This window comes from Pseudorhodoferax sp. Leaf274 (genome assembly GCF_001422445.1).
In the GTDB taxonomy this organism is placed as follows: Bacteria; Pseudomonadota; Gammaproteobacteria; order Burkholderiales; family Burkholderiaceae_C; genus Pseudorhodoferax.
In genome coordinates this window covers 644,091-666,978 of the sequence record NZ_LMNA01000001.1, presented here as the reverse complement: position 1 = coordinate 666,978, position 22,888 = coordinate 644,091, and the positions used below count along the sequence as shown (strand labels likewise).

The 22,888-nt window shown below is 71.5% G+C and carries 25 protein-coding genes; 11 read left to right on the top strand and 14 right to left on the bottom strand.

The window, feature by feature from the left end; all coding sequences use genetic code 11:
• Positions 1 to 16: 16 nt before the first annotated feature.
• Both ASF44_RS03060 and ASF44_RS33215 read right to left on the bottom strand, forming a co-directional pair.
• Complete coding sequence (locus ASF44_RS03060) at positions 17 to 1,243, bottom strand: MFS transporter (protein WP_082524477.1); 1,227 nt, start codon at positions 1,241 to 1,243, stop codon at positions 17 to 19.
• A gap of 142 nt (positions 1,244 to 1,385) precedes the next feature.
• On the bottom strand, positions 1,386 to 2,093 hold the full coding sequence (locus tag ASF44_RS33215; protein WP_369820889.1) for a hypothetical protein: 708 nt from the start codon (positions 2,091 to 2,093) through the stop codon (positions 1,386 to 1,388).
• A 155-nt stretch (positions 2,094 to 2,248) separates the two neighbouring features.
• On the opposite strand from ASF44_RS33215, the gene ASF44_RS03050 reads away from it, so the two are divergent.
• Positions 2,249 to 3,205 carry a LysR family transcriptional regulator gene (locus ASF44_RS03050; RefSeq protein WP_056897670.1) on the top strand — a complete coding sequence of 319 codons (957 nt, stop codon included), beginning with the start codon at positions 2,249 to 2,251 and terminating at the stop codon, positions 3,203 to 3,205.
• A gap of 10 nt (positions 3,206 to 3,215) precedes the next feature.
• Here ASF44_RS03050 and ASF44_RS03045 read toward each other — a convergent pair whose 3' ends face one another.
• Positions 3,216 to 3,422: a hypothetical protein gene (locus ASF44_RS03045; RefSeq protein WP_056897669.1), complete on the bottom strand. Its 207-nt coding sequence runs from the start codon at positions 3,420 to 3,422 to the stop codon at positions 3,216 to 3,218.
• A 128-nt stretch (positions 3,423 to 3,550) separates the two neighbouring features.
• On the opposite strand from ASF44_RS03045, the gene ASF44_RS03040 reads away from it, so the two are divergent.
• The gene (locus ASF44_RS03040) at positions 3,551 to 4,378 is read left to right on the top strand and encodes a metallophosphoesterase (RefSeq protein ID WP_056897668.1); all 828 of its coding nucleotides are present in this window, start codon (positions 3,551 to 3,553) and stop codon (positions 4,376 to 4,378) included.
• A gap of 121 nt (positions 4,379 to 4,499) precedes the next feature.
• Complete coding sequence (locus ASF44_RS03035; protein ID WP_056897667.1) at positions 4,500 to 5,036, top strand: hypothetical protein; 537 nt, start codon at positions 4,500 to 4,502, stop codon at positions 5,034 to 5,036.
• Between the two features lies 1 nt (position 5,037).
• On the opposite strand, the gene ASF44_RS03030 is transcribed toward ASF44_RS03035, so the two are convergent.
• Complete coding sequence (locus ASF44_RS03030) at positions 5,038 to 5,943, bottom strand: LysR family transcriptional regulator ArgP (RefSeq protein WP_056897666.1); 906 nt, start codon at positions 5,941 to 5,943, stop codon at positions 5,038 to 5,040.
• A 102-nt stretch (positions 5,944 to 6,045) separates the two neighbouring features.
• On the opposite strand from ASF44_RS03030, the gene ASF44_RS03025 reads away from it, so the two are divergent.
• The 3 genes from ASF44_RS03025 (at position 6,046) to ASF44_RS03015 (ending at position 8,594) form a co-directional block, all read left to right on the top strand.
• Positions 6,046 to 7,275, top strand: coding sequence for an MFS transporter (locus tag ASF44_RS03025; RefSeq protein WP_056897665.1), 1,230 nt, complete (start codon positions 6,046 to 6,048; stop codon positions 7,273 to 7,275).
• Between the two features lie 91 nt (positions 7,276 to 7,366).
• Positions 7,367 to 7,942 (top strand): DUF2889 domain-containing protein, encoded by a 576-nt coding sequence (locus ASF44_RS03020; protein WP_056897664.1) that lies wholly within the window; start codon positions 7,367 to 7,369, stop codon positions 7,940 to 7,942.
• Position 7,943: 1 nt separating this feature from the next.
• The gene (locus ASF44_RS03015) at positions 7,944 to 8,594 is read left to right on the top strand and encodes a DsbA family oxidoreductase (RefSeq protein WP_056897663.1); all 651 of its coding nucleotides are present in this window, start codon (positions 7,944 to 7,946) and stop codon (positions 8,592 to 8,594) included.
• 3 nt (positions 8,595 to 8,597) lie between these two features.
• Here ASF44_RS03015 and map read toward each other — a convergent pair whose 3' ends face one another.
• The 4 genes from map to ASF44_RS02995 all read right to left on the bottom strand — a co-directional run bounded on the left by map (position 8,598) and on the right by ASF44_RS02995 (position 12,482).
• Positions 8,598 to 9,389 carry a type I methionyl aminopeptidase gene (map, locus tag ASF44_RS03010; RefSeq protein ID WP_056898178.1) on the bottom strand — a complete coding sequence of 264 codons (792 nt, stop codon included), beginning with the start codon at positions 9,387 to 9,389 and terminating at the stop codon, positions 8,598 to 8,600.
• A gap of 10 nt (positions 9,390 to 9,399) precedes the next feature.
• Complete coding sequence (locus ASF44_RS03005; protein WP_056897662.1) at positions 9,400 to 9,657, bottom strand: ParD-like family protein; 258 nt, start codon at positions 9,655 to 9,657, stop codon at positions 9,400 to 9,402.
• Between the two features lie 84 nt (positions 9,658 to 9,741).
• Positions 9,742 to 12,075 carry a xanthine dehydrogenase family protein molybdopterin-binding subunit gene (locus tag ASF44_RS03000; RefSeq protein WP_056897661.1) on the bottom strand — a complete coding sequence of 778 codons (2,334 nt, stop codon included), beginning with the start codon at positions 12,073 to 12,075 and terminating at the stop codon, positions 9,742 to 9,744.
• A gap of 155 nt (positions 12,076 to 12,230) precedes the next feature.
• Positions 12,231 to 12,482: a hypothetical protein gene (locus ASF44_RS02995; protein WP_056897660.1), complete on the bottom strand. Its 252-nt coding sequence runs from the start codon at positions 12,480 to 12,482 to the stop codon at positions 12,231 to 12,233.
• A 211-nt stretch (positions 12,483 to 12,693) separates the two neighbouring features.
• On the opposite strand from ASF44_RS02995, the gene ASF44_RS02990 reads away from it, so the two are divergent.
• Genes ASF44_RS02990 through ASF44_RS02980 form a run of 3 tightly spaced genes read left to right on the top strand, consistent with a single transcriptional unit; the run spans position 12,694 to position 14,725 of the window.
• Positions 12,694 to 13,212 (top strand): flavin reductase family protein, encoded by a 519-nt coding sequence (locus ASF44_RS02990; RefSeq protein WP_056897659.1) that lies wholly within the window; start codon positions 12,694 to 12,696, stop codon positions 13,210 to 13,212.
• Between the two features lie 3 nt (positions 13,213 to 13,215).
• Positions 13,216 to 14,115: a DMT family transporter gene (locus tag ASF44_RS02985; protein ID WP_056897658.1), complete on the top strand. Its 900-nt coding sequence runs from the start codon at positions 13,216 to 13,218 to the stop codon at positions 14,113 to 14,115.
• A 31-nt stretch (positions 14,116 to 14,146) separates the two neighbouring features.
• On the top strand, positions 14,147 to 14,725 hold the full coding sequence (locus ASF44_RS02980; RefSeq protein ID WP_056897657.1) for an amino acid synthesis family protein: 579 nt from the start codon (positions 14,147 to 14,149) through the stop codon (positions 14,723 to 14,725).
• Here the strand turns inward: ASF44_RS02980 and ASF44_RS02975 are convergent, their stop codons facing one another.
• Genes ASF44_RS02975 through ASF44_RS02965 form a run of 3 tightly spaced genes read right to left on the bottom strand, consistent with a single transcriptional unit; the run spans position 14,726 to position 19,162 of the window.
• The gene (locus ASF44_RS02975; protein WP_056897656.1) at positions 14,726 to 15,805 is read right to left on the bottom strand and encodes a DUF72 domain-containing protein; all 1,080 of its coding nucleotides are present in this window, start codon (positions 15,803 to 15,805) and stop codon (positions 14,726 to 14,728) included. It lies immediately after the preceding gene.
• 3 nt (positions 15,806 to 15,808) lie between these two features.
• A complete protein-coding gene (locus ASF44_RS02970) occupies positions 15,809 to 17,833 on the bottom strand; it encodes an acetoacetate--CoA ligase (RefSeq protein WP_056897655.1) in 2,025 nt (674 codons plus the stop codon).
• A gap of 57 nt (positions 17,834 to 17,890) precedes the next feature.
• Positions 17,891 to 19,162, bottom strand: a complete 1,272-nt coding sequence (locus tag ASF44_RS02965; RefSeq protein ID WP_056897654.1) for an AsmA-like C-terminal region-containing protein — start codon at positions 19,160 to 19,162, stop codon at positions 17,891 to 17,893.
• A 143-nt stretch (positions 19,163 to 19,305) separates the two neighbouring features.
• On the opposite strand from ASF44_RS02965, the gene ASF44_RS02960 reads away from it, so the two are divergent.
• Positions 19,306 to 19,728 (top strand): hotdog fold thioesterase, encoded by a 423-nt coding sequence (locus tag ASF44_RS02960; protein WP_056897653.1) that lies wholly within the window; start codon positions 19,306 to 19,308, stop codon positions 19,726 to 19,728.
• 3 nt (positions 19,729 to 19,731) lie between these two features.
• Here ASF44_RS02960 and ASF44_RS02955 read toward each other — a convergent pair whose 3' ends face one another.
• Positions 19,732 to 20,292: a cob(I)yrinic acid a,c-diamide adenosyltransferase gene (locus ASF44_RS02955; protein WP_056897652.1), complete on the bottom strand. Its 561-nt coding sequence runs from the start codon at positions 20,290 to 20,292 to the stop codon at positions 19,732 to 19,734.
• Positions 20,293 to 20,514: 222 nt separating this feature from the next.
• Between ASF44_RS02955 and ASF44_RS02950 the strand changes: the two genes are divergently transcribed.
• Entirely contained in the window at positions 20,515 to 20,847 is a 333-nt protein-coding gene (locus tag ASF44_RS02950; protein WP_056897651.1) for an EF-hand domain-containing protein, read from the top strand.
• A 64-nt stretch (positions 20,848 to 20,911) separates the two neighbouring features.
• Here the strand turns inward: ASF44_RS02950 and ASF44_RS02945 are convergent, their stop codons facing one another.
• Both ASF44_RS02945 and ASF44_RS02940 read right to left on the bottom strand, forming a co-directional pair.
• Complete coding sequence (locus tag ASF44_RS02945; protein ID WP_056897650.1) at positions 20,912 to 21,403, bottom strand: hypothetical protein; 492 nt, start codon at positions 21,401 to 21,403, stop codon at positions 20,912 to 20,914.
• A gap of 41 nt (positions 21,404 to 21,444) precedes the next feature.
• The gene (locus ASF44_RS02940) at positions 21,445 to 22,857 is read right to left on the bottom strand and encodes a S8 family serine peptidase (RefSeq protein WP_056897649.1); all 1,413 of its coding nucleotides are present in this window, start codon (positions 22,855 to 22,857) and stop codon (positions 21,445 to 21,447) included.
• Positions 22,858 to 22,888: the final 31 nt, after the last annotated feature.

Here is a 22,888-nt window from a genome sequence, read left to right as displayed (position 1 = left end):
GCTTTTTCAATGGGCGCTATGCCGCCGCCCGTCGGCGCCGCAGCAACAGGCCGGCCGCCGTCAGCGCGGCGAACAGGGCGCCGCAGGCAAACGTGCCCTGAAAGCCCACCAGGTCCCACAGCGCGCCTGCGATCACGCTGGCCAGCAGCAGGGCCACGCCCGTCAGCAGGTTGAACATGCCGAAGGCCGTGCCGCGCAGGTCGTCCGGCGCGCTGTCGGCGATCAGCGCGTTGAACAGGCCCTGCGTGAATCCCATGTGCAGGCCCCATAGCGCCACGCCCAGCCCGAGCCCCCAGAGTCCCGGAACGAAGGCCAGCACGAGGTCGGCGGCGATGAGCAACGCCAGCCCGGCGAGCAACACGTCCTGGCGCGGCCGGCGGTCGGACAGCACGCCCGCCGGGTAGGCCGAGAGCGAATACGCCACGCCCATGACCACCAGCACGGCCGGCGCCCACATCGGTGCCAGGCCGACCGCCTGGGCACGCAGGATCAGGAAGGCTTCGCTGAAGCGGGCCAGCGTGAAGACCAGGCCGATGCCGACCACCCACCAATACGGCGCGCCCAGCCGCACGAGTTCGCTCTTGCGCAGCGGCAGCTTGCGCGGCCGCGTGGCGGCCGGCAGCCTGGGTTCGCGCACGAAGGCCACCAGCACGGCCACGGCGATGAAGGCGGGGATGACGGCCAGCCAGAACACCAGCCGGTAGTTGTTGGCCGTCCACCACATCAGGCCCATGGCCAGCAGCGGGCCGGTGAAGGCGCCGATGGTGTCCAGCGTCTGGCGCAGGCCGTAGGCCGTGCCGCGCAATGCAGGGGGCGTCACATCGGCCACCAGCGCATCGCGCGGCGCGCCGCGGATGCCCTTGCCGATGCGGTCGACGAAGCGCGCGCCTACCAGCCAGTCCAGCGTGCCGGCCAGAGGGAACACCGGCTTGGTCAGCGCGCCCAGCCCATAGCCCACAACCGCCAGCAGCTTGCGCTTGCCGAAGCGGTCGCTGATGGCGCCAGAGAACACCTTGACGATGGACGCCGTCGCCTCGGCGATGCCCTCGATCAACCCGACCGCCAGCACCGAGGTGCCCAGCACCGCGACCATGTAGATGGGCAGCAGCGCGTGGACCATCTCGGACGAGATGTCCATGAACATGGACACGAAGCCCAGCGCCCAGACGCTGCGGGGCACGGCGCGCGCGCCGCGGGGTGGGGCCGGGCCATCGGCTGGTGTCGTCGGCGTTGTGGATTCCATGCGGTCAAGAGCGCGGGTTGGTGGCGGAACCGCATTGTCGACGGCACCCCGCGAGCACCCCCGGCAGACACCGCCATGAAAAAAGCCACCGCGAAGGGTGGCTTTGAAGGGTTCCCGGCGCGGCCGGGGCAGAGCACTGGGCTCAGAAGTAGTAGCTGCGGCGTGCGCCCATGGCGTGGGCGGCGTCACGCAGTGCGTGGCTGGCGCTGTCGCCGCGCAGCAGGGTCTGCGTCTGGGCCGGCACCGATTCGGCGCGGGTCGCGGCAGCTTGCAGGTCGGCCAGCATGCGCGGGTCGTGCTGCACGGCAGCCAGGTAGGCCACGTCGGCGCGGGCCTTCTGCACGTCGCGGTACCAGCCTTGCACCACTTCACGCAGGCTGATGCGGGCCGAGTCTTCGGCAGCTTCCAGGGCAGCCGCGATGCGCGGGGCAGCCAGTTCGCTGCGCGACATGGCGGCCTTCAAGTCGGCCATCACGCGGGCGTCGGTCTGGGCGGTGGCCCACAGGCGTTCGTCGGCGCGGTCACGGGCAACGCGTTGCGACCAGCCGTCCAGGCGCTGCACCAGCGCCGTGGCCACGCGGCGGGCCGGGGTGGCGAACACCGCCAGGGCAGCGAAGGCCACGAGCCACAGCACGACCCAGGCGGCCATCAGGCGGCCATCGGCCCAGCCGTCGACCACGCGGTCGGCGAGGACCAGCAGCGCGGAGACCACCGCGGCCAGCAGCAGCGCGGCGATGCCACGGGTGCCGTCGAAACCCTGGCGCAGGCGGCCGGCGGCGTCGATCGCCGCCTCGACGCGGGCAACGCCGGGGTGTTGTTGGGGATAGTCGACGTGAACAAAGCTGGTCATGGTGTTTTCCTTTTCTTCGCCACCTGGCTTGGCAGCGGCATGGAACGAATATTAGGGTTTGCCCTATATCTATTCAAATTTATATTGATGATGCTGGACATTCACCTTGGTGATGAATAAAGTGGTTTGCCCACTTCTTCACGCCAAGGCCGCCCATGGCAGCACCGAACTTCCGCACACTGGACCTCAACCTGTTGCGTGTTTTCGACGAGGTGCTCGCCGAGCGCAGCCTCACGCGTGCGGCGCGCAACCTGTCCCTGACGCAGCCCGCCGTGAGCAACGCCATCCAGCGCCTGCGCGATGCGCTGGGCGACGAACTGGTGCAGCGCAGCGGGCAAGGCATCGAGCCCACGCCGCGTGCCACGGCGTTGTGGCCGGCCGTGCGCGAGGCCCTGCGGCAACTGCAGGCTTCGTTGGCACCCAGCAATTTCGATCCGTTGTCGGCTGACAACACTTTTGTGTTGGCCATGGCCGACGCAACCGCCGCCATGCTGGTGCCGGGGTTGGTCGACATCCTGGAAGAAGAGGCGCCCGGCATCTCGCTGCGCGTGGTGCCGCTGACCACGCGCGACCCGCGCCGGCTGCTGGACGACGAGACCGCCGACCTGGCGGTGGGCTTCTTCCCGGCCGTGCTGGCCGACCTGACCGCGCGGGCGCAGGTCGGCAAGGCCGTGCCCTTCGAGCACGAGCGGCTGTACGACAGCGAATACGTGTGCGTGATGCGGCGCGACCATCCGCTGGCCGGGGGCCCGCTGACGTTGAACCAGTTCTGCGACGCGCGCCACCTGTTGGTCAGCTTCTCCGGCCGGCCCTATGGCTTCATCGACGAATCGCTGGCGCTGCTCAAGCGCGAGCGCCGCGTGGTGCTGACGGTCAACCAGTTCTTCACGGCCGGCCGCGTGGTGGCCAATTCCAACCTGCTGACGGTGCTGCCGCGCCATTTCGTCGAGGCCACGGGCATCGCCGAGCAGTTGGTGCACCAGGAGCTGCCGTTCGACGTGGCGGCCGTGCACGTGGCCGCGCTGTGGCATCGCCGGATGGATCTGCAGAGCCACCACCAGTGGCTGCGCCAGGCCGTCGTGCGCGCAGCCGAACAGGCGTTCGCGCAGTGAGGGTGGTGCGTCAGCGCACCACGCTGAGCCAGGCCTGCGCGGCGCTGCGCAGGCGGCGCGCCTCGTGCGGGTCGTGGCCGGCGTGGTTGTCCGCACTCTCCAGCAGCGCGAAGGCGACTTCGCTGGTGGCGCCATCGCGGGCGCCCTTGTGGGCAGAAGCTGCGGCGGAAGCGGTCCACCCTTGGTGAACGCGGGCAAACCAGGAAACGATCAACATACAAACACCGCTTGTGGCGGTCCAAAGTTCAGAGTGATTGAAGAATAAGGGTTATCCCTAGGGTTGCAAGTGCAGACCCATGCAGTTGACGCATAACCCCTGCATGTCAGCCCGCAGGCCACGATTCCATGAAATTTCAGCTCCTTTCCGACCTGCACCTGGAAGTGCACACCGACTTCGTGCCCGAACCCGTGCCCGGTGCGGACGCGCTGATCCTGGCCGGCGATGTCGGCTCCTACCAGACCGGTTCGCGCATGGCCGATGCCGACTTCGGCTTGCGCCTGTTCGCCGACTGGCCGGTGCCGGTCTACTACGTGCCCGGCAACCACGAGTACGACATGCTGGACGTGGATGCCGCGGCCGTGCGCCTGCGCGAGACCTGCGAACGCCTGGGCCTGCGCTGGCTGGACCGCGCCATCGTCGAACTGCCCGGCGCGGCCGCCGATGGCGGCGCGCTGCGCCTGGTCGGCACCACGCTGTGGACCGACTACGACGCCATCGGCCCGGCCGCGCGTGGCGGTGCCTTTTCCCTGGCCGACCAGCTGAAGGCCCGGCACAAGGCCTTCCGCGCGGCCGACCACTACCTGCGCCGCACCGGCACCACGCGCCACGGCGCCCCCTGGCTGGCGGCCGAGATGCGCGAGGAAGGCCTGGCCTGCCAGCAATGGCTGCGTTCGGCGCTGGCCACACCTTTCGACGGCACGACGGTGGTCGTCACGCATTTCGCGCCCAGCCTGCACAGCGCCGACCCGCGCTACGGCCTCACGCCGGGCACGGCCGGCTTCTGCAATGCGCTGGACGATCTGCTTGCCTGCGCCAAGCTCTGGATGCACGGCCACCTGCATGCGCCCAGCGACTACGTGCACCGCGGCTGCCGCGTGGTGGCCAACCCGCTGGGCTATGCCAAGAACGGCGAACAACAGGGTTTCCGATCCCGATTGCTGATCGAGATCTGAGCACGGCCTGCATTCCGTTGCCACTTCTTACGTTTGGAAATCACCCGGGGGCGCCAGGGTTGTCGAGCGCGCGTTATCTTGTGGCCCACACCTTCCCGTCGTCGCCCACAGGAGCCACCGTATGAAACGCGTCTGGTCACCTACCCTGGCATGGTTTCTTGCCGTCGTGGCAGCGGTACTGCTCGCCGTGGCCGCGCCCACGGAATCGAGCGTGATGGGGCGATTGCCGCAGCTGCATGCGCGGCAGCTGGACCAGCAGCCGCTGGCCTTGCCCGAAGGCCTGTCCGGCGACCGCACGCTGGCACTGATCAGTTTCCACCGCGACCAGCGCCCCGCCGTCGACAGCTGGATCCAGGGCCTGCAGCTGGGCCACGACGCCTCGGTGCGCTGGCTGCGCATGCTGGTCGTCAACGATCCGGGCGACGACGCCGGACGCAGCGAGATCGAGACCCGGCTGCGCGAGCGCTATGCCCAGGAGAAGGCCGCCGTGGTACCGGTGTTCACGGACCGTGCCGCATTCGCGCGCTCGACCGGCCTGTCGGGCGTGGAGCAGCCGCACGTGGTGGTGCTGAACCGCCGCGGCGAGGTGCTGGCCCGCGTCCAGGGCCCGTTCAATCCCGACAAGGCCCGCACGCTGCGCGCCACGCTGGACGAATAGCTCATTGCAGCGCAGCGCGCGCGGCCTGCGTCAGCGCCGCGCTGAGTCCGTCGAGCACCTCGGACTCCAGGTTCCAGCAGTGCCAGTACAGCGCCACGCGCTCGGCGTGTCCGGGCGCGATGTCCACCAGCTGCCCGGCGGCCAGCAGCCCGCGCACCAGCAGCTCGGGCACCACGCTTGCGCCCCAGCCGGCCAGAACCGCCCGCACCTGGCCTTCGGAACTCGGCACGAACAGCTGGTTCAGCGCCAGCCGCGGCAGCCCCAGCCGGCTGGAGACGAACTCGCGCTGCATGTCGTCCTTGCGGTTGAAGGCCACGAACGGCACCTGGTGGAAGTTGTGCGGCGTCAGCGCCCCGCCCAGGCGCTGCTGCGCGAAACCCGGCGCCGCCACGGCCACATAGCGCATCGCGCCCAGCGGCACCATGCGGCAGCCGCGCAGGGCCTGGTCGAGCGTCGTCACGCAGCCCAGCACCTGGCCCTCGCGCAGCCACTCCTGCGTGAAGTCCTGGTCGTCCGCGATGATCTCCAGCGGCAGGCCCTGCGCCACGGGCTCCTGCAGCGCGGGCAGTACCCAGGTGGCGATGCTGTCGGCATTCACCGCCACGGCCACGCGCTCCTGCTCGCGCAGCCGGCCAGCGGCCTGCGGCGCGAACGCGCGCATGTCGCGGTCCAGGTCGGCGCGCAGCAGGCGCAGCTGCCGCGTGTGCTTGAGCAGCAGCTGCCCGGCCGGCGTGGCCTTCAGCGGCCTGCGCACCAGCAGCACGGTGCCGGCCTGCGCCTCCAGCGCCTGCAACCGCTGCGACACCGCCGACTGCGTGATGTGCAGGCGCTGCGCGGCGCGCTCGAAGCCGCCCTCCTCGACGATGGCGGCCAGGCATTCCAGCGCATCGGGATCGAACATGTGCATGGGGCGATGGTATGGTCAGCGCCACCACCAGAGGAGACCGGCGCTGCGCCCCATGGCAGCGCCTTCACCAGCCATGCACCTGCCCTGCCGCGCCTGCCACCCATGAAGATCTTCTACGGCTGGCGCATGGTTGGCGCGGGCGGTGGCCTGCAGTTCCTGCAGGCCATGCTGCTGCAACAGGCCTTCGGCGCCTACGTGGCCGTGCTGGCCGAGGAGCGCGGCTGGAGCAAGACCACGCTGTCGGGCGCCGCCGCCATGCAATCGGCCGAATCGGCGCTGCTGGGCCCGGTGCTGGGCTGGCTGGTCGACCGCATCGGCCCGCGCGCGATGATCCGCGCCGGCGTGGTGGCCTTCGGCATCGGCTTCATGCTGCTCAGCCGCATCGACAGCGTGGCCGGCTTCTACATGGCGGTGGCCGTCATCGCCGTGGGCACCAGCCTGTCGGGCTACTTCCCGATCAACGTGGCGGTGATCCGCTGGTTCTCGCGCAAGCGCGCACGCGCGCTGTCGGCCATGAACCTGGGCATGGCCATGGGCGGGCTGTTCGTGCCCATCGTGGCCTGGTCGATGCTGACCTACGGCTGGCGCGCCACGGCCTTCGCCTCGGGCGTGGTGTCCATCGTGGTCGGCTGGCCGCTGGCCTCGATGTTCCGCAGCCGGCCCGAGGACCATGGCGCCACCGTCGATGGCGATCCGGCCCCGCCACCGCCCGTCGCCGGCACCGCCGCCGCGCCCGCCGTTGCGCCGCAGCGCGAGTTCACCGCGCGCGAGGCGCTGCGCACGCGCGCGTTCTGGCTGCTGGGGCTGGGCCACGGTTTCGCACTGCTGGTGGTCACGGCCGTCAACGTCCACGCCATCAGCCACATGAAGGAGGGCCTGGGCTACAGCGTGGCGCAGGCTGCGCTGGTCATCACGCTGCTGACCGGCGCGCAGATCGGCGGGGTGCTGCTGGGCTGGCTGATCGGCGACCGCTACGACAAGCGCTACCTCTCGGCCGGCTGCATGCTGGCGCACGGCGTGGCGCTGCTGCTGCTGACCTACGGCCACCACGCCACCGCCATGGTGGCCGCCTTCGCGGTGCTGCACGGCATGGCCTGGGGCCTGCGCGGGCCGCTGATGCAGGCCATCCGCGCCGACTACTTCGGCCGCAACGCCATCGGCATGATCCTGGGCCTGTCGACGCTGATCATCGCCATCGGCCAGGTGGCCGGGCCGCTGGTGGCCGGCGTGCTGGTCGACCTGACGGGCAACTACCGCGCCGGGTTCACGGTGCTGGCGCTGCTGGCGGCCAGCGGCTCGTTGCTGTTCCTGTTCGCGCGCAAGCCCGCCTAAGCTTGTCCCGCAGGCGTCCGGTGCATGGCGCCGGCGCGCACGCGGTCTTGGCCAGACTCCTAGAATTTCGCTTTGCCCGACCGAGCGCGCCATGCCCCTGCCCCCACCTGCCCCCCGCGCCCACGCGCACGAGCGCCACATCGCCTACCGCGGCTACCACCGCGAGGACGGGCTGTGGGACATCGAAGGCCATTTGCGCGACACCAAGCCCTACGACAAGACCGTGCGCGGGCGCGAGCGCCCTGCCGGCGCGGCCGTGCACGACATGGAGGTGCGCGTGACCATCGACGATGCCATGACCATCGTCGACATCCACGCCGCCATGCTGACCACGCCGTTCGAGGAATGCCCGCGCGCCGAGCCGCCCGTGCGCCAGCTGATCGGCGCCACCCTGGGCCGCGGCTGGCGCCGTGCACTGGACGAAGCCATCGGCAGCACGCGCGGATGCACGCACCTGCGCGAGCTGCTGTTCGGCACCGCCACGGCCGCCTTCCAGACCCTGGGCGCGTACCGCGACCACCTGCGCGTGCAACGTGGCGAACCCGAGCCCGAGCGCACCACGCCGCCCTTCTTCATGGGCGGCTGCATGTCCTGGGACTTCGACGGTCCCGTGGTCGCGCGCATCGCCCCCCAATTCATCGGCTGGCACCGCCGGCAAGGACAGTGACATGGAATCGCTCAGCATCGACATCGTCTCCGACGTCGTCTGCCCCTGGTGCTACATCGGCAAGCGCCGGTTGGAGGCCGCGCTGGCCAGCCCCGAGGCGGCCGGCCTGCCGCCCGTGCGCATCGCCTGGCACCCGTTCCAGCTCAACCCCGAGCTGCCGCCCGAAGGCATCGACCGCAAGGCCTACCTCGAGGAGAAGTTCGGCGGGCCCGAGCGCGCCGCCACCATCTACGAGCGCGTGCGCGCCGCCGGCCGCACGGCCGGGCTGGAGCTCAACATCGACGGCATCACCCGCCAGCCCAACACGCGCCTGGCGCATGCGCTGATCGATTTCGCGCAGCGCCATGGCGGCGACGCCACCGACGTGAAGGAGCGCCTGCTGCGCGCCTACTTCATCGAGAACCGCTTCATCGGCGATGCCGAGGTGCTGGCCGCCATCGCCGCCGAGGCCGGCCTGGACACCACGGCCGCGCGCGCCTACCTCGACGACCCACAGGCCCTGGCCGCCATCGACCAGGCCGACCAGGAAGCCCGCCAGATGGGCATCAGCGGCGTCCCCTTCTTCATCTTCAACCGCAAGGTGGCGGTGTCGGGCGCGCAGGAGCCGGCCACGCTGGTCGGCGCGATGCGCCAGGCGTTGGCGCAGGCCTGATCTTCAGACCGGCGGGTAGTCGCCGGTGCCATCCGGCCACACCGTCAGCACCTCGTAGCCGTCCGGCGTAACGGCCACCATGTGCTCCCACTGGGCCGACAGCGAACGGTCCTGGGTCACCACGGTCCAGCCATCGGCCAGTTCCCGCGTCCCGGCCCTGCCGGCGTTGAGCATGGGCTCGACCGTGAACACCATGCCTGCTTCCAGCCGGAGCCCTTCGCCGCGATGGCCGTAGTGCAACACGTCGGGCGCCTCGTGGTAGTTGCGCCCGATGCCATGGCCGCAGTACTCACGCACCACGCTGAAATGCGCGCGGTGCGCGACGGTCTGGATGGCGTGGCCGATGTCGCCCAGCGTGGCGCCGGGGCGCACCTGCTGGATGCCAGCGCGCATGGCCTCGTAGGTGGTGTCGACCAGGCGGCGCGCCAGCACACTCGGGCTGCCGACGCAGAACATGCGGCTGGTGTCGCCGAACCAGCCGTCGTGGACGATGGCCACGTCGATGTTGACGATGTCGCCCTTCTTCAGGATCTTGTCGGGCGATGGAATGCCGTGGCACACGACCTGGTTCACCGAGGTCAGCACGGTCTTGGGATAGCCCTGGTAGCCGATGTTGGCGGGCGTGACGCGCTGCACCTGCACGATGTGTTCGTGGCAGATGCGGTCGAGCGCCTCGGTGCTCACGCCCGGCACCACATGCGGCGCGACGACGCTGAGCACCTCGGCGGCCAGGCGGCCGGCCTGGCGCACCTTGGCGATCTCCTCGGGCGACTTGATGGCGATGGTGCGCGGCATCAGCATCGGTTCAGTGCCTGGCCTTCGCTGCCACCCGGGGCTTCCCGCTGGGCGGCGGCGCCACGGCCGCCGTGATGTCGAAGCCACCCGCCAGCTCGGCCCGCACCAGCATCTGGCAGATGTCGCGGTGGTCGAGTTCGGGGTACATCTCGCTCAGCATGCCGATGCGCATCCAGTGCTCGGCCTGCGCGTTGATGGAGCGGCTGAGCGCGTTGCCTGCCACGCGCAGGTTCTCGTGCATGAGGTCTGAAATCTTGACGATGCCCATGCACGGATTCTATATGGAACGTATATGAACCATATATTCCTGGCCAACGCTGCCTGCGCGCGCAGGCAGCACCCCTTCCACTTGTCAGCCGTGCATCACGGTCCACAGCCGCGCCGCCGTCACCGGCATCTGCAGCTGCGTCGTCTTGCCCGCCAGACCGTTGCGCGCCAGCGCATCGGCCACGGCGTTGACGATGGTCGGCGTGGCGCCGATGGTGCCGAGCTCGCCCACGCCCTTCACGCCCAGCGGGTTGTTCTTGCAGGGCACGCTCTGGTCCATGCGCGTGACGAAGTCGGCCTGCAGGATGTTGGCGCGCGGCACGGCGTAGTCCATCAGGCTGCCGGCCACGGGCTGGCCGGTCTCGCGGTCGTAGACCACCTCTTCGCACAGCGCCTGGCCGATGCCCTGCACGGCGCCGCCGTCGAGCTGGCCGGTGACGATCAGCGGGTTGATCACGCGGCCCACGTCGTTCATCGAGGCATAGGCCACGACCTCCACGGCGCCGGTCTGCGGGTCCAGCTCGATCTCGCTGATGTGGCAGCCGTTGGGCCAGGTCGGGCCGGCCACGCTGCTCGTGGAGTCCATGAAGATGCGCCGATCGGGCTGGCGCGCGGCCAGCTCGAACAGGCCGATCGAGAGGTCGGTGCCGGCCACCGTGAAGGCGCCGCCTTCGTAGCGGATGTCCTCGGCCGCGGCCTCGAGCTCCTTGGCCGCGAGTTCGCGCGCCTTGTCGATGGTGCGCTCGCTGCCGATGCGCACGGCCGAGCCGCCCGTGAAGATGGAGCGCGAGCCCGCGCTGCCGAAGCCGTCGCCACGGTCGGTGTCGCCCAGCACCACGCGCACCTTCTCGGCCGGCACGCCGAAGGCGTCGACCACCAGTTGCGCGAGCGAGGTGGCGATGCCCTGGCCCATGGCGTTGACGGCCGAGAACACCTCGATCATGCCGTCGGCCTGCACCTCCACGGTCACGCGCTCCTCGAACACGTTGCCGCCGGTCCATTCGAGGAAGGTCGCGATGCCCTGGCCGCGCCACTTCCCGTTCGCGGCCGATGCCTGGGCGCGCGCAGCGAAGCCGCCCCAGTCGGCCAGTTCCAGCGCCTGGTTCATCTGCTGCTCGAAGGCGCCCGTGTCGTAGGTCTGCGCCATCGGGTTCTTGTAGGGCATCTGCTCGGGACGGATGAAGTTGGCGCGGCGCAGGGCGATGCGGTCGATGCCGGTCTGGCGCGCGGCCTCGTCCATCAGGCGCTCGATGTTGAAGATGGCCTCGGGCCGGCCGGCGCCGCGGTAGGCACCGGTGGGCGCCTGGTTGGTCAGCACGGCCTGGAAGTGGAAGTCGATGGTCTGGATGTCGTAGACGCTGGTCTGCACCCAGGGGCCGATCAACAGCTGGATGGCCACGCCGGTGCCTGTGGCGTAGGCGCCCACGTTGGCCTGCGAGGCGATGCGCAGCGCGAGGATGCGTCCGTTCTCGTCCAGCGCCAGCTCGGCCCGCGTGCGCACGTCGCGGCCGTGGTACGTGGAGAGGAACTCCTCGCTGCGGTCGGCCACCCATTTCACGCTGCGGCGCAGCTGGTGCGCAGCATGCGCCAGAGCCACGTCCTCCAGGTAGGCGCCGGTCTTCATGCCGAAGCCGCCGCCCACGTCGCCCACCACCACACGGGCCTGGTCGCGGCCGATGCCCAGCGCGTCGGCCACGGTGTTGCGCACGCCTGAAGGCATCTGGGTGGACATGCGGATGGTCAGCCGGCCGTCGTCGGCGTCGACCCCGGCCAGCACGCTGCGCGGCTCCAGCGTGAACGCGGCCAGCCGCTGGTGCGTGAGATCCAGCGTGACATGGTGGCGTGCGCGGCCGAAGGCCTCGGCCGTGGCCTGGATGCTGCCATGGCGCATCTCGGCGGCGATGTTGTCGGGCGCCGCCTCGGTCAGCACCGGCGCACCCTCGGAGAGGGCTTGTGCCAGCGTGGTGATGGCGGGCAGTTCGGCGTAGTCCACGAACACGGCCTCGGCCGCGTCGCGCGCCTGCTGCAGCGTCTCGGCCACCACGAGGGCCACCGGCTCGCCGACGAAGCGCACGCGCTCGTGCGCCAACGCATGCATGGCCGGGCTCACGCCCGGGCTGCCATCGGCCCGCTTGAAGCCGGCCGTGTGCGGCAGCGGCTTGACGCCCGCGGCCACCAGGTCGGCACCGGTGTAGACGGCCACCACACCGGCCATGCCGCGTGCGGCCTCGGCATCCACCGCGGAGATGCCGGCATGCGGATAGGGCGAACGCACGAACACGGCGCGCAGCTGTGCGTGGGGCGCCTGCGGCGCCACGTCGTCGGTGAACTTGCCGCGACCGGCCAGCAGGGCATCGTCTTCAAGACGGCGCACGGCCTGGCCGCTGCCGAAACGGGTGGGGGAAGCGAGGGTGTCCAAAGCTGCGCCTTTCGGGATGCATGTCCATCGGGCGCTCCGCCGCCGGTTTGGCCGCGAAGCGAAGCAGCGGCGGAAATTACCAGAAATCGCGCCCCGGTGCGGCGCGTAAGCGACTGGCGCCCCACTGCATCCCTGGCCCTACCCCCTGATGCGCCCTAGTGCTTCTGCCGGCGGTAGGTCGAATCCATCTCGGTCGACTTGCTGGTGTCCTGCACCCCACGCTCGAGGTCGCCATGGGCCTGCCGGCCCTCGGGGGTCACCTTGCCGTCGGTCATGCCCTCTTCGGTCTGGTCGCGCTCGTGCGGCAGGGCCAGATCGGGCTGGCGCACCAACGCGCCCGGCCGGGGACGGCGGCGCAGGTAGTTGACGCGGGGCTTGGAGGAGCCGGGGGACTTGTCGTTGGCCATGGGGGTTGTTCTCCTGGCCGCCAGGCAATACCGGGCAGCAAATAGGCAAGTGTGGGCAAGTTGCCGACTTTGTTGCCGCTGGCACGCGGGTGTTGTCGGAGAGCAGGCAGAGCCACCGTAGGACGCGCGCGCCGCCGTTGACCCTCGCGCAAGGCCCGCCAATTCGGCCGCCGGACGGGGCGGTGCGGCAGTTCGGGTAGATTCCCGCTCCATGCCTGTTCCCGCCGTGCCGCCGCAAGCGCGCGCACCGAGTTTCTCCGCCGCCGAATTCCGCCAGGGCCTGTCGATGTTCGCCACCGGCGTGACCATCGTGACCGCTCGCCGCGCCGACGGCCAGCTGGTCGGCCTGACCGCCAACTCCTTCAACTCCGTCTCGCTCAATCCGCCGCTCGTGCTGTGGAGCCTGGCGCAGGCGGCCTCGTCCATGGCCGCGCTGAGCGCCGGCTCGCACTACGCCATCAACATCCTGGCCTCGGACCAGAAGGCGCTGGCCGAGCGCTTCGCGGCGCGCGGTGCCGACCGCTGGAGCGGCGTGGCCTGGCGCGAGGGCGTGGCCGGGGCGCCGCTGCTGGAAGGCGCGGCCGCGGTGTTCGAGTGCTTCAACCGCAGCCGCTACGAGGAAGGCGACCATGTGATCTTCGTCGGCGAGGTCGAGCACTGCGCGCACCGCGCCGGCGCCTCGCCGCTGCTGTTCCACGGCGGGCGGTTATACACCGAGCATCCGCTCTGAGCCATGCAGGCCCTGCGCAAGGACCAGTTGGACGGCCTGGCCGTCGGCATCCTGCTGGCGTGCTGCCTGGTGTGGGGGGCACAGCAGGTGCTGGTCAAGGCCACCATCGCGCACATGCCGCCGGTGCTCCAGGGGGCGTTGCGCTTCGTCGCGGCCACGCTGCTGCTGATGGCGTGGTGCCGCTGGCGCGGCATCGCGCTGTTCGGGCGCGACGGCTCGCTCGCGGCCGGGCTGGCGGCGGGGCTGCTGTTCTTCGGCGAGTTCGTCTGTCTGTACCTGGGGCTGGTGCACACCACGGCCTCGCGCGCCACGGTGTTCTTGTACACCTCGCCGTTCTGGGTCGCGCTGCTGCTGCCCTGGTGGGTGCCCAGCGAGCGGCTGCGGCCGGCGCAATGGGCCGGCCTGGCCTGCGCCTTCGTGGCGGTGGCCTTCGCGCTGCGCGAGGGCTTCGGTGCCGGCCTGGGCACCTGGCGCGGCGACCTGCTGTCGCTGCTGGCGGCGCTGCTGTGGGGGCTGACCACGGTGCTGATCCGCGCCGCCGGGCTCACGCGGCTGGCACCCGAGAAGCTGCTCTTCTACCAACTGGGTGTGTGCGCGCTGCTGTTCCCGCCGCTGTCGCTGGCGCTGGGCGAGCGCTGGGCCGTGCAGTTCACGCCCTTCGTCGTGGGATCGCTCGCGCTGCAGACCGTGGTCGGCGCCTTCGTCAGCTACCTGGCCTGGATGTGGCTGCTGGGCCGTTACCCGGCCACGCGGCTGTCGGCCTTCATCTTCCTGACGCCGCTGTGCGCGCTGGGGTTCGGCGCGCTCGCGCTGCACGAGCCGCTGACGCCCAGCCTGCTCGGTGCGATGGCACTGGTGGCCGCCGGCATCTGGCTGGTCAACCGCGCGCCGCTTCGGCGATGATCGCCCTCCTCCTCCCTTGCAAGGAAGCCCCATGTCCCTGATCGAGATCCGCAAGCGCAGCCTGACCGTCGAGACCATCTACCACGAGGGTGGCCCGCCCGTGGACGTGCCTCTGCGGATGGCTGCGTCCTGTGCCGTCATCCGCAACCCCTACGCCGGCCGCTACGAGCCCGACCTGATGCCCTTCATGGCCGAGCTGCGCAGCCTCGGAACGCTGCTGGCGCAGGAACTCGTCGATACGCTGGGCCGCGACCAGGTGGAGGTCTACAGCAAGGCCGCCATCGTGGGCGTGGACGGCGAGATGGAGCACGGCGCCGTCTGGCACGAGGCCGGCGGCTGGGCCATGCGCACGGTGCTCGGCGAGCCCAAGGCCATCGTGCCGGCCGCCAAGGCCGTGGCCGGCGCGGGCTACCGACTCATGGTGCCGGTGCACTACATCCATGCCTGCTACGTGCGCAGCCATTTCAACAGCATCGAGGTCGGCATCCAGGACGCACCGCGGCCCAAGGAGATCCTGTTCGCGCTGGTGATGGGCACGGGCGGGCGCGTGCATTCGCGGCTGGGCGGGCTGCTCAAGGAGAACGTGTCCGTCCACGACGGGCAGCGCTGATCAGCCTGCCAGCAGCCGCGCCATCGCCTCCACCGTCAGCGGTGCCGAGCCTTCGGCCTTGTTGCCGATGGTGAGGTAGGCGTGGTGGCCCGCGGCCGTCGTCGCGCGTGCCACGCGGGCCAGGGCCGTGCGCGTCTCGGGGTCGGGATCGACCAGCTTGTCGAACGGCAGATACAGCGCCTTCGCGTCCTCGTAGCCGTAGGCGCCATGGGCGCGGTGCAGGTTCCAGCGGCACACCAGCGGGCCCGGCCACAGCGCGCGCAGCACGGGCAGCTGCTCCGTGATCGGCGGCAACTTGGCGTGGCCGCCCAGGCAGTAGGTGGCGCCGCTGGCGCGCAGGGCGTCGGCAAAGGCCGGCACCAGCCATTCGGCGTTGCGCACCTCGACCGCGATCACGAGGTCCGGCGCCTGCGCCCGCAGCTGCGCCACAGGCGGCAGCGCGGCCAGCATGGCGCCGAGCCGCGCGATGCAGTGCGGCATGCGCGCCAGCATGGGCTGCGCCAGCGGGCTGAGCTGGAACACCAGCGCGCCGGCCTTGGCACCCAGGCCTTGCAGCGCGGGCTCGACGAAGGCCGACCAGGCCAGGCCGGGGTCGAGGAAGGCATCGTTGGTGCGCATGCCCTGCCCGTCCTCGCGCCGCACCAGCGCATCGGCCACCAGCGCAGGCGCCTTGACCACGAAGCGGAAGTCCGGCGGCACCTGCTCGGCATAGGCCGCGTACTGCGCCACGGTCAGCGGCTGGTAGAAGGCGCGGTCGAGCGAGACCGCGCGCATCAGCGGGTGCCGGGCGTAGGTGGCCAGGCCGCGGCGGGCCAGCATGGATTCGGTGTACTGGCCGTCCCAGACCAGCCCGTCCCAGCCCGGGAACGACCAGGACGAGGTGCCCAGGTGCAGCCGCTCGGGCAGGCGCGCGGCCAGCGTGCTGAAGTCCTCCGGCCAGGACGCGGGCGCCACCTGGCGCAGGCGTGAGCGCGCCCCGGTGGGCACAGGGGGCACGGGCGGTGCGGCCGGCGGCGCCGCGGGCCGCGGAGGCGGCGCGGCTGCTGGCGGCGCTTCCTCGGGGAACAACCGGTCCTGCAAGTCTCAGCCCTGTGCCGCGCGCTCGCGCGCGAACTGCTCGTACCAGGCCAGGCAGGCCGGGTTGGCCATGGTGCCGCGGTTGAGCACCTTGTCGGCGCTTTGGCCCAGCAGCAGCTTCTTGATCGGCAGCTCCTGCTTCTTGCCCGACAGCGTGCGCGGGATCTCGGGCACCTGGAAGATGGCGTCGGGCACGAAGCGCGGCGACAGCGCGTGCCGCACCGCGTCGTTCAGGCGGCCCCGCAGCGCATCGTCCAGCAGCACGCCTTCGCGCAGCACCACGAACAGCGGCATCCAGCTCGGGCGGCCCAGGTACTCCAGGTCGACCACCATCGCGTCCAGCACCTCGGGCAGCGACTCGATGGCGCTGTAGATCTCGCTCGTGCCCATGCGCAGGCCGTGGCGGTTGATGGTGGCGTCGCTGCGGCCGAAGATCACGCAGCTGCCGTCGGCGTCCACGCGCAGCCAGTCGCCGTGGCGCCAGACGCTGGGGAAGGTGTCGAAGTAGCTGGCCAGGTAGCGCGCGTTGCCGGCGTCGTTCCAGAAGTACAGCGGCATCGAGGGGATGGGCCGCGTGCAGACCAGCTCACCCACCTCGCCGACGAGCGGCCTGCCGTCGTCGCTCCAGGCCTCGACGGCCGCGCCCAGCATGCGGCACTGCATCTTGCCGGGCACCAGCGGCAGCGTGCGCAAGCCGCCGATGAAGCCTCCGGCGAAGTCGGTGCCGCCGGAGACGTTGCACCACCAGATGTCGGGCACGCCGATGCGCTGGAACTGCGCCGTGCCCCAGCGCTGCACGTCTTCGGCCAGCGGCGAACCGGTGGTGCCCAGCGCGCGCAGGCGCGCCAGGCCCGGGTAGCGCGACAGGTCCACGCCGGCCTTCATGCAGTTGGCGAAGTAGGCGGCGCCGGCGCCGAAGAAGGTCACGCCCGTGCTTTCCGCAAAGCGCCACAGCACCTCCCAGTCGGGCTGCTCGCGGCTGCCGCCGGGGCTGCCGTCGAAGATGCAGCAGGTGGTGCCGGCCAGGAGGCCGGCAACCTGGCAGTTCCACATGATCCAGCCGGTGGTGCTGTACCAGAGGAAGCGCTCGCTCTGGCCCTGGTAGCTGCTGCCGATGTCGTTGTGCAGCGTGGACAGCGCCAGCGCCACCACGACGATGCCGCCGTGCCCGTGCACGATGGGCTTGGGCAGGCCGGTGGTGCCGCTGGAATAGACGATCCACAGCGGATGGTCGAACGGCAGCCAGTCGGGCTCGAACGCGGCCGTCTCGGCATCCTCGCGCGCCAGCACCGCCGCCAGCGGGTGGCTGCCGGCCACGCCGGGCAGGCCGCCCAGGTTCTCCAGCACCAGCAGGTGGCGCACGCTGGGCAGGGCCGCGTGCAGCTCGGCCACGGCCTGCGTGCGGTCCAGGTCGCGGCCGCCGTAGGTCACGCCGTCGCAGGCGATCAGCACCACGGGTTCGATCTGGCGGAAGCGGTCGAGCACGGCGGCCTGGCCCATGTCGGGCGCGCAGACGCTCCACACCGCGCCGATGCTGGCCACGGCCAGGAAGGCGACCATGGTCTCGGGCACGTTGGGCAGGTAGGCGGCCACGCGGTCGCCACGCTGCACGCCCTGCGCGCGCAGGTGCAGGGCCAGCGCGGCCACCTGGCGCTGCAGGTTGGGCCAGGACAGTTCGCGGCGCTGGCCGCGCTCGTTGTCGCTGACGATGGCCGGGCAGCCCGCCGCATGCGCGGCGCCCACATGGCGCAGCACCTGGCGCGCGTAGTTGGTCTGCGCGCCGGGGAACCATGCGGCGCCCGGCATCGCGTCGTTCGCCAGCACGGTCCGGTGCGGCGTCGGCGACTGCAGGGCGAAGTAGTCCCAGATGCTCCGCCAGAAGCCCTCCAGGTCGGAGGTGGACCAGCGCCACAGCGCGTCGTAGTCGGCAAAGGCCAGGCCGCGCGAGGACTGGAGCCAGTCCAGGTAGCGCGCGATGTGCGGAGTGTGCTGCGCGGTCGGCTTGAGCGGTGTCGGCGTTGTCGGCGCCATGGCGGAGTCTCCTGTCTTCCGGGTGCCGCGCATGATAGGCGCGGCGCCCCGCGGCAATCAGTGGCGTGGGGCCGGCGCTGCCTTGGGCGGGGGCGCCTCGTCGCCGCCGAACAGGCGCCCGATGGCCGCGCCGATGGCGGTGCCGATGCCCGGCAGCACGGCGGTGCCGGCGGCCGCGCCGACCAGCGGCGCCTTGGACACCGTGACCTTGAGCTGGCCCAGCGGCCCTTCGATGCGCATCGGCACGCCGACCACGCCGTCGACCAGGTCGATGGCCGCCGTGGCTTGCAGCTGGCGCCGCTGCAGCACGGCCGAGCCGCTGGCGCTCAGGCGCCCTGCCTCGGCCTTGATGTCGATGAAGCGAATGACCATGCCCTGCGCGGGCGTGTTCTGGGTTTCCACGCCGCCGGTCAGCCGGTCCAGCCGGGTTTGCCCCGCGTGTTCGCGGCCCAGCGTCTCGATGGCGCGGTCCAGGTCGAAACGCAGCACGGTGGCGGGCTGCATGGTGAAGCGCGTCTCGGTGCGCAGGGTCTGCGCCAAGGCCAGCGGGTTGTCGCCCTCGGCGGCAAAACGGGTCTCGCCATCGGCGCGGCCGCCCACGGGCGCGTCGCGGTGGAAGGCGGCCAGCGCGGCCTGCACCTCCACGCCGCGCGGCGTGAGCTCGCCCTCCAGCCGCAGCCGCCCCCCGTCCTGCACCAGCACGCGCGCCTGGCCCTGGGCGGCGCCGCCACCGACGCGCGCCTGCAGGCTGAAGCGCTGCGTCGCGTCCTGCGCGTCGGCCGTGTCGCGCACGATGTGCAGGTCGGCCGGCGGCTCCTGGCCCGGGCGCCACAGCCGGGCCTCGCGCAGCCGCAGGCCGGGGTCGATGTCGGCCTCGCCCGAATACGCCACGGCCACGCCGCTGTACGACACCCAGGTCACGTCGCTGAACTCCAGCCGCGCCAGCTCGACGGCCGGGGCGCCGGCTTTCGCGCCGCCGCCGCCCAAGGCCCGCAGGGACTGCTGCACCACGGTGGCGCCGTCGAGCGCCACGCGCTGCAGCTCCACCCGCCCGAGCAGCAGCGGCCACAGCCGGGGCTGCACCAGCAGGCGGCGCAGCACGATGGGCTGCTCCTGCGCCGTGGCTACGTCGTGCACGGTGACCTGCGCGTGCGGCAGCAGCTGCCACTCGAGCGCGCCGACGCGCACCTGCACACCCAGCGCGCGACTGGCCTGCTCGGCCACGCGCTGCGCCAGCGCGGCGTCCGAAGGCAACCACCACCACAGCAGCGCGGCGCCAACGACAAGCAAGGCCGCCACGGCGGCAAGGGTGGTTTTCAGGGCGCGCATCGCCGGTAGTGTGGCGGGCGGCCAGGGACGCGCCAAGCGCGCGCGCCGCGCGTGCGCGTAGGCCCATGTCGCCAGCAGAACAGTGGGGCCCCGGCAGCGGCCCCTATAGTGGCGCCCTCGCCGTCCACCGCCTGCGCCACGCCATGTCCATCTGGAAAAAACCGATCTCCGTCGAACTGCTGACCACGGGCAGCCTTGGCACCGCCGTCGAGCACCTGGGCATCGAGTTCCTGGAGGTTGGCGACGATTTCATCCGTGGCCGCGTGCCGGTGGACGCGCGCACGCGCCAGCCCTACGGCCTGCTGCACGGCGGCGTGAGCGTGGTGCTGGCCGAAACGCTGGGCTCGTGCGGTGCGGCCTTCGCCGTGCCGCAGGACTGGCGCGCCGTGGGCCTGGACATCAACGCCAACCACTTGCGCGGCGCCACCAGCGGCTGGGTCATCGGCACCGCGCGGCCGGTGCACATGGGACGCAGCACCCATGTCTGGCAGATCGACCTGGCCAACGAGGCGGGCGAACTGACCTGCGTGTCGCGCATCACCATGGCCATCCTCGCGCCGAGGTGAGGCTCAGCCTTCGCGCGCCAGGCGCTCGCTCTTCCAGTACACGTCGTCGCCGCCGTCCATGCGGTTGACCACGCGCGCCAGCACGAACAGCAGATCCGACAGCCGGTTCAGGTAATGGCGCGGCGCGTCGCGCACGGCCTCGGCCCGGCCCAGCGCGACCACGGCGCGCTCGGCCCGGCGCGCCACCGTGCGGCAGACGTGGGCCTGCGCAGCGGCGCGCGTGCCGGCCGGCAGGATGAACTCGGCCAGGCGCGGCAGCTGCGCGTTGTGGTCGGCCAGGGCCTGGTCCAGCTGCAGCAGCGCGTCGGGCTTGAGCAGCTCGTAGCCGGGGATCGACAGCTCGCCCCCCAGGTTGAACAGCTGGTGCTGCACATCGACGAGCAGCTCGCGCACCGCAGCCGGCAGCGGCTCGCACAGCAGCAGGCCCAGGTGCGAGTTGAGTTCGTCGACCTCGCCGATGGCGGTGATGCGCAGGCTGTCCTTGGCGACGCGCGTGTTGTCGCCCAGCCCGGTGGTGCCGTCGTCGCCGGTGCGCGTGGCGATCTGTGTGAGGCGTTTGCCCATGCGGTGGTCCTCGTCAGCCTGGATTCGGTGGTTGGATGTGCCCGAGGGCACCGTGGTCGGTGTGCCAGTCCAGGCTCGGTGCAAAGCCGGGCATTGTGCCGCTTCCAAATGTGAAGTCCCGCGGGCGGATGTGAGGCCGGCAACAGGGCGCAAGAGTGCTGGCGCGGCGCACGCGTGTTTGCTGCAATGGGCGCCCGACCACTCCAGCGACGCTTCTCCCGCATGCGCAAGTCCCGCCCCCTCGCCCGCTTCGAAGAACACAGCCTGGCCCTGTTCGCCGCCCTGCTCATGGGCAGCACGGGCACGGTGGCCCAGGCGCGCGAGCAAGGCAGCCTGCTGCAGGCCCAGCTGCAAACGGCTCCGCGCGCCATGCGGGACGCCGCCTACCAGCGCGCCAATGCCGCATTCGACCGCGCCGACGCCAATGGCGACGGCCGACTCAGCCACGACGAAGCGCAGCGGCTGCCCGCCGTGGCCGAACGCTTCGAGCAGATGGACACGAACGGCGACCGCATGCTGTCGCGCGAGGAATTCCAGCGCGGCGTGGCCGACTGAAGGGGCCACTGGAGCGCCGGCCCCAATGCGCCGGGACTGAAGCGCCTGCCCGCCGACACGCAGGTCACGCCGAGCGGATGTCCGGCTGCTGCTCGACCTGAGCCTGGGGCAGCGTGTCCTTGGCCAGCTTGGCCAGGTCGGCCACGCTCTTGTAGGCGCCGCTGACCACGGCTTCCAGCAGCTGCTGCATGCCGTCCTTGGGCATGTCGTGCGTCTGCACCTTGACCTGGCCGCCCTTGGCGGCAAAGACGACCACCACGCCGTAGGGCACGTCCGCGTCGCGGTAGAGCTGGTCCCGGGCCGCCGGGCGCTGGTCGATCACGAGGCCGCCACGGCGCTTGTCCCACCAGTCCAGCACGAACTTGGCCGCCGCCACCACGCCGGCACCGACCAGCACGGCCGTGATGGGCTCCACCTGGCCCTCGATGCCGCCGCCCGGCTCGCCCGCACTGGCTTCGAGGTCGACCTCGGGCCGCTCGTCCGCGAGGCCGTACGCGGCGTCCAGGTCGGCGGTGTCCACCGTCCGCAGCCGCAGCTGCACTTGCGCTTGCGCCATGGCACTGTCCTTTCGGGAGTCGATGTTGCGGTGCACCCAGTTTACGGGTCCAGCGTCCAACCCCGGGAGTCTTGCGCGGCGTGGGTGAATTGCTCCAGCCGCCTGCGGTAGGGCTGGTGTTCCGGGCGCAGCGCGCAGGCCTGGCCCATGAGGCGCGCCGCCTCGGCGAGTTCGCGCGCCCTGGCCTGCACCTCGCCCGCGGCCTCGGCACGCCGGGCGTGGACCATCGCCAGGTTGGCGGCCGCATGCGGGTTGTTCGGGGCGAAGGCCACGGCCGGCGCCAGCAACGCAGCAGCCCGGTCGAGGTCGCCCCAGGTCAACGCATACAGGCCGCCGTTGACGAAAGCGCTGGTGCCGAACAGCGCGCATTCCGGGCAGGGACCATCGCCACGGCCATGCGCATGGGGCGCGGCCTGCACCGCGTTCGCGAACAACAGGGCGACGGCCTGCGCCTGCCGGGGCAACGGCGCGCTGCCATCGGCCCCGAGCTGCGCCATGAGCTGCTCCGCCAGGCCCGCGCTCCAGGCCAGCTCGGCGTAGGCCGGCAGCGTGGCCCGTTCGGCCATCAGCGCCACGAAACCCGCGGCCAGCGGCGCGGCGAAGCTCGAACCGATCACGCCGGGCGGCTGCGGCAGCCCGATGTCGTTGAACTCCGACTGGCTGTAGGTGGGCGCCTTGAGCGCGGCGCGCTCCATGCCGGCATCGCCGCCGCGGGCCACGCGCTGAAAGCCCACGGCCAGCACGCCGGGACGCAGCGCAGGGTCGTAGACATGCCCGCGCGCGTTGCCCGTGGCGGCCACCACGGTGCGGCCACCGCGCACCAGCGCGGCCACGGGGTCGGCCAGCGGGCTGTCGGGCGCACGCAGCAGGCTGCGCCAGCCGCCGTGCGCGGCCAGCCCGCCCAGGCAGCTGTTGAGCCAGTACGGCGCCTCGGCCTCGGCCATGCCGGGCCAGGGCGCCATGGCGGCCAGGAACTCGCCGAAGCGGTTCAGCGTGGCGTGCGCGTGCGCCTGGCCCAGGCTCAGGTTGACGATGGCGGCATCGGTCCGTGCGATGGCCTGCAGCGCGTGCGCGATGGCCTGCGCGTCCCAGCCGGCGGCCGTGCGCGTGGGGTACAGCCGCAGCCGCGCCTGTGGCGCCACGGCCAGGATCAGCAGCGCGACGGCGGTGCCGTGCGCGAACGGCTGCGGGTCGGCGATGTGGGGCACCAGCGTGTGGGGCGCGAGCGCCGGCACGGCCATGTCGAAGCCGTCGTCGACGATGGCGATGGTGCAGCCCGCGCCGAAACGGCCCAGCTGGCGCGCCAGCGCCACGGCATCCCAGAACTCGCCCGTGCGCGGCAGGTTCCAGAGGCCCGTCGCGGCGTCGTAGCGCTGCAGCAGCGAGGCCGCGGCGTCGGCGCCGCCGTCCTGGCCCCAGTCGGCGGGGGCCTGCATCGCGTCCTGGTCCTGCATGGGTGCATCCCCCCGGCGTGCCGGCACCGGC

Bases quoted from the DNA above. Each gene is read 5' to 3' on its own strand.
- ASF44_RS03060 (WP_082524477.1), bottom strand. From the start codon at position 1,243: ATGGAATCCACAACGCCGACGACACCAGCCGATGGCCCGGCCCCACCC.
- ASF44_RS33215 (WP_369820889.1), bottom strand. From the start codon at position 2,093: ATGACCAGCTTTGTTCACGTCGACTATCCCCAACAACACCCCGGCGTT.
- ASF44_RS03050 (WP_056897670.1), top strand. From the start codon at position 2,249: ATGGCAGCACCGAACTTCCGCACACTGGACCTCAACCTGTTGCGTGTT.
- ASF44_RS03045 (WP_056897669.1), bottom strand. From the start codon at position 3,422: ATGTTGATCGTTTCCTGGTTTGCCCGCGTTCACCAAGGGTGGACCGCT.
- ASF44_RS03040 (WP_056897668.1), top strand. From the start codon at position 3,551: ATGAAATTTCAGCTCCTTTCCGACCTGCACCTGGAAGTGCACACCGAC.
- ASF44_RS03035 (WP_056897667.1), top strand. From the start codon at position 4,500: ATGAAACGCGTCTGGTCACCTACCCTGGCATGGTTTCTTGCCGTCGTG.
- ASF44_RS03030 (WP_056897666.1), bottom strand. From the start codon at position 5,943: ATGCACATGTTCGATCCCGATGCGCTGGAATGCCTGGCCGCCATCGTC.
- ASF44_RS03025 (WP_056897665.1), top strand. From the start codon at position 6,046: ATGAAGATCTTCTACGGCTGGCGCATGGTTGGCGCGGGCGGTGGCCTG.
- ASF44_RS03020 (WP_056897664.1), top strand. From the start codon at position 7,367: ATGCCCCTGCCCCCACCTGCCCCCCGCGCCCACGCGCACGAGCGCCAC.
- ASF44_RS03015 (WP_056897663.1), top strand. From the start codon at position 7,944: ATGGAATCGCTCAGCATCGACATCGTCTCCGACGTCGTCTGCCCCTGG.
- map (WP_056898178.1), bottom strand. From the start codon at position 9,389: ATGCCGCGCACCATCGCCATCAAGTCGCCCGAGGAGATCGCCAAGGTG.
- ASF44_RS03005 (WP_056897662.1), bottom strand. From the start codon at position 9,657: ATGGGCATCGTCAAGATTTCAGACCTCATGCACGAGAACCTGCGCGTG.
- ASF44_RS02995 (WP_056897660.1), bottom strand. From the start codon at position 12,482: ATGGCCAACGACAAGTCCCCCGGCTCCTCCAAGCCCCGCGTCAACTAC.
- ASF44_RS02990 (WP_056897659.1), top strand. From the start codon at position 12,694: ATGCCTGTTCCCGCCGTGCCGCCGCAAGCGCGCGCACCGAGTTTCTCC.
- ASF44_RS02985 (WP_056897658.1), top strand. From the start codon at position 13,216: ATGCAGGCCCTGCGCAAGGACCAGTTGGACGGCCTGGCCGTCGGCATC.
- ASF44_RS02980 (WP_056897657.1), top strand. From the start codon at position 14,147: ATGTCCCTGATCGAGATCCGCAAGCGCAGCCTGACCGTCGAGACCATC.
- ASF44_RS02970 (WP_056897655.1), bottom strand. From the start codon at position 17,833: ATGGCGCCGACAACGCCGACACCGCTCAAGCCGACCGCGCAGCACACT.
- ASF44_RS02965 (WP_056897654.1), bottom strand. From the start codon at position 19,162: ATGCGCGCCCTGAAAACCACCCTTGCCGCCGTGGCGGCCTTGCTTGTC.
- ASF44_RS02960 (WP_056897653.1), top strand. From the start codon at position 19,306: ATGTCCATCTGGAAAAAACCGATCTCCGTCGAACTGCTGACCACGGGC.
- ASF44_RS02955 (WP_056897652.1), bottom strand. From the start codon at position 20,292: ATGGGCAAACGCCTCACACAGATCGCCACGCGCACCGGCGACGACGGC.
- ASF44_RS02950 (WP_056897651.1), top strand. From the start codon at position 20,515: ATGCGCAAGTCCCGCCCCCTCGCCCGCTTCGAAGAACACAGCCTGGCC.
- ASF44_RS02945 (WP_056897650.1), bottom strand. From the start codon at position 21,403: ATGGCGCAAGCGCAAGTGCAGCTGCGGCTGCGGACGGTGGACACCGCC.
- ASF44_RS02940 (WP_056897649.1), bottom strand. From the start codon at position 22,857: ATGCAGGACCAGGACGCGATGCAGGCCCCCGCCGACTGGGGCCAGGAC.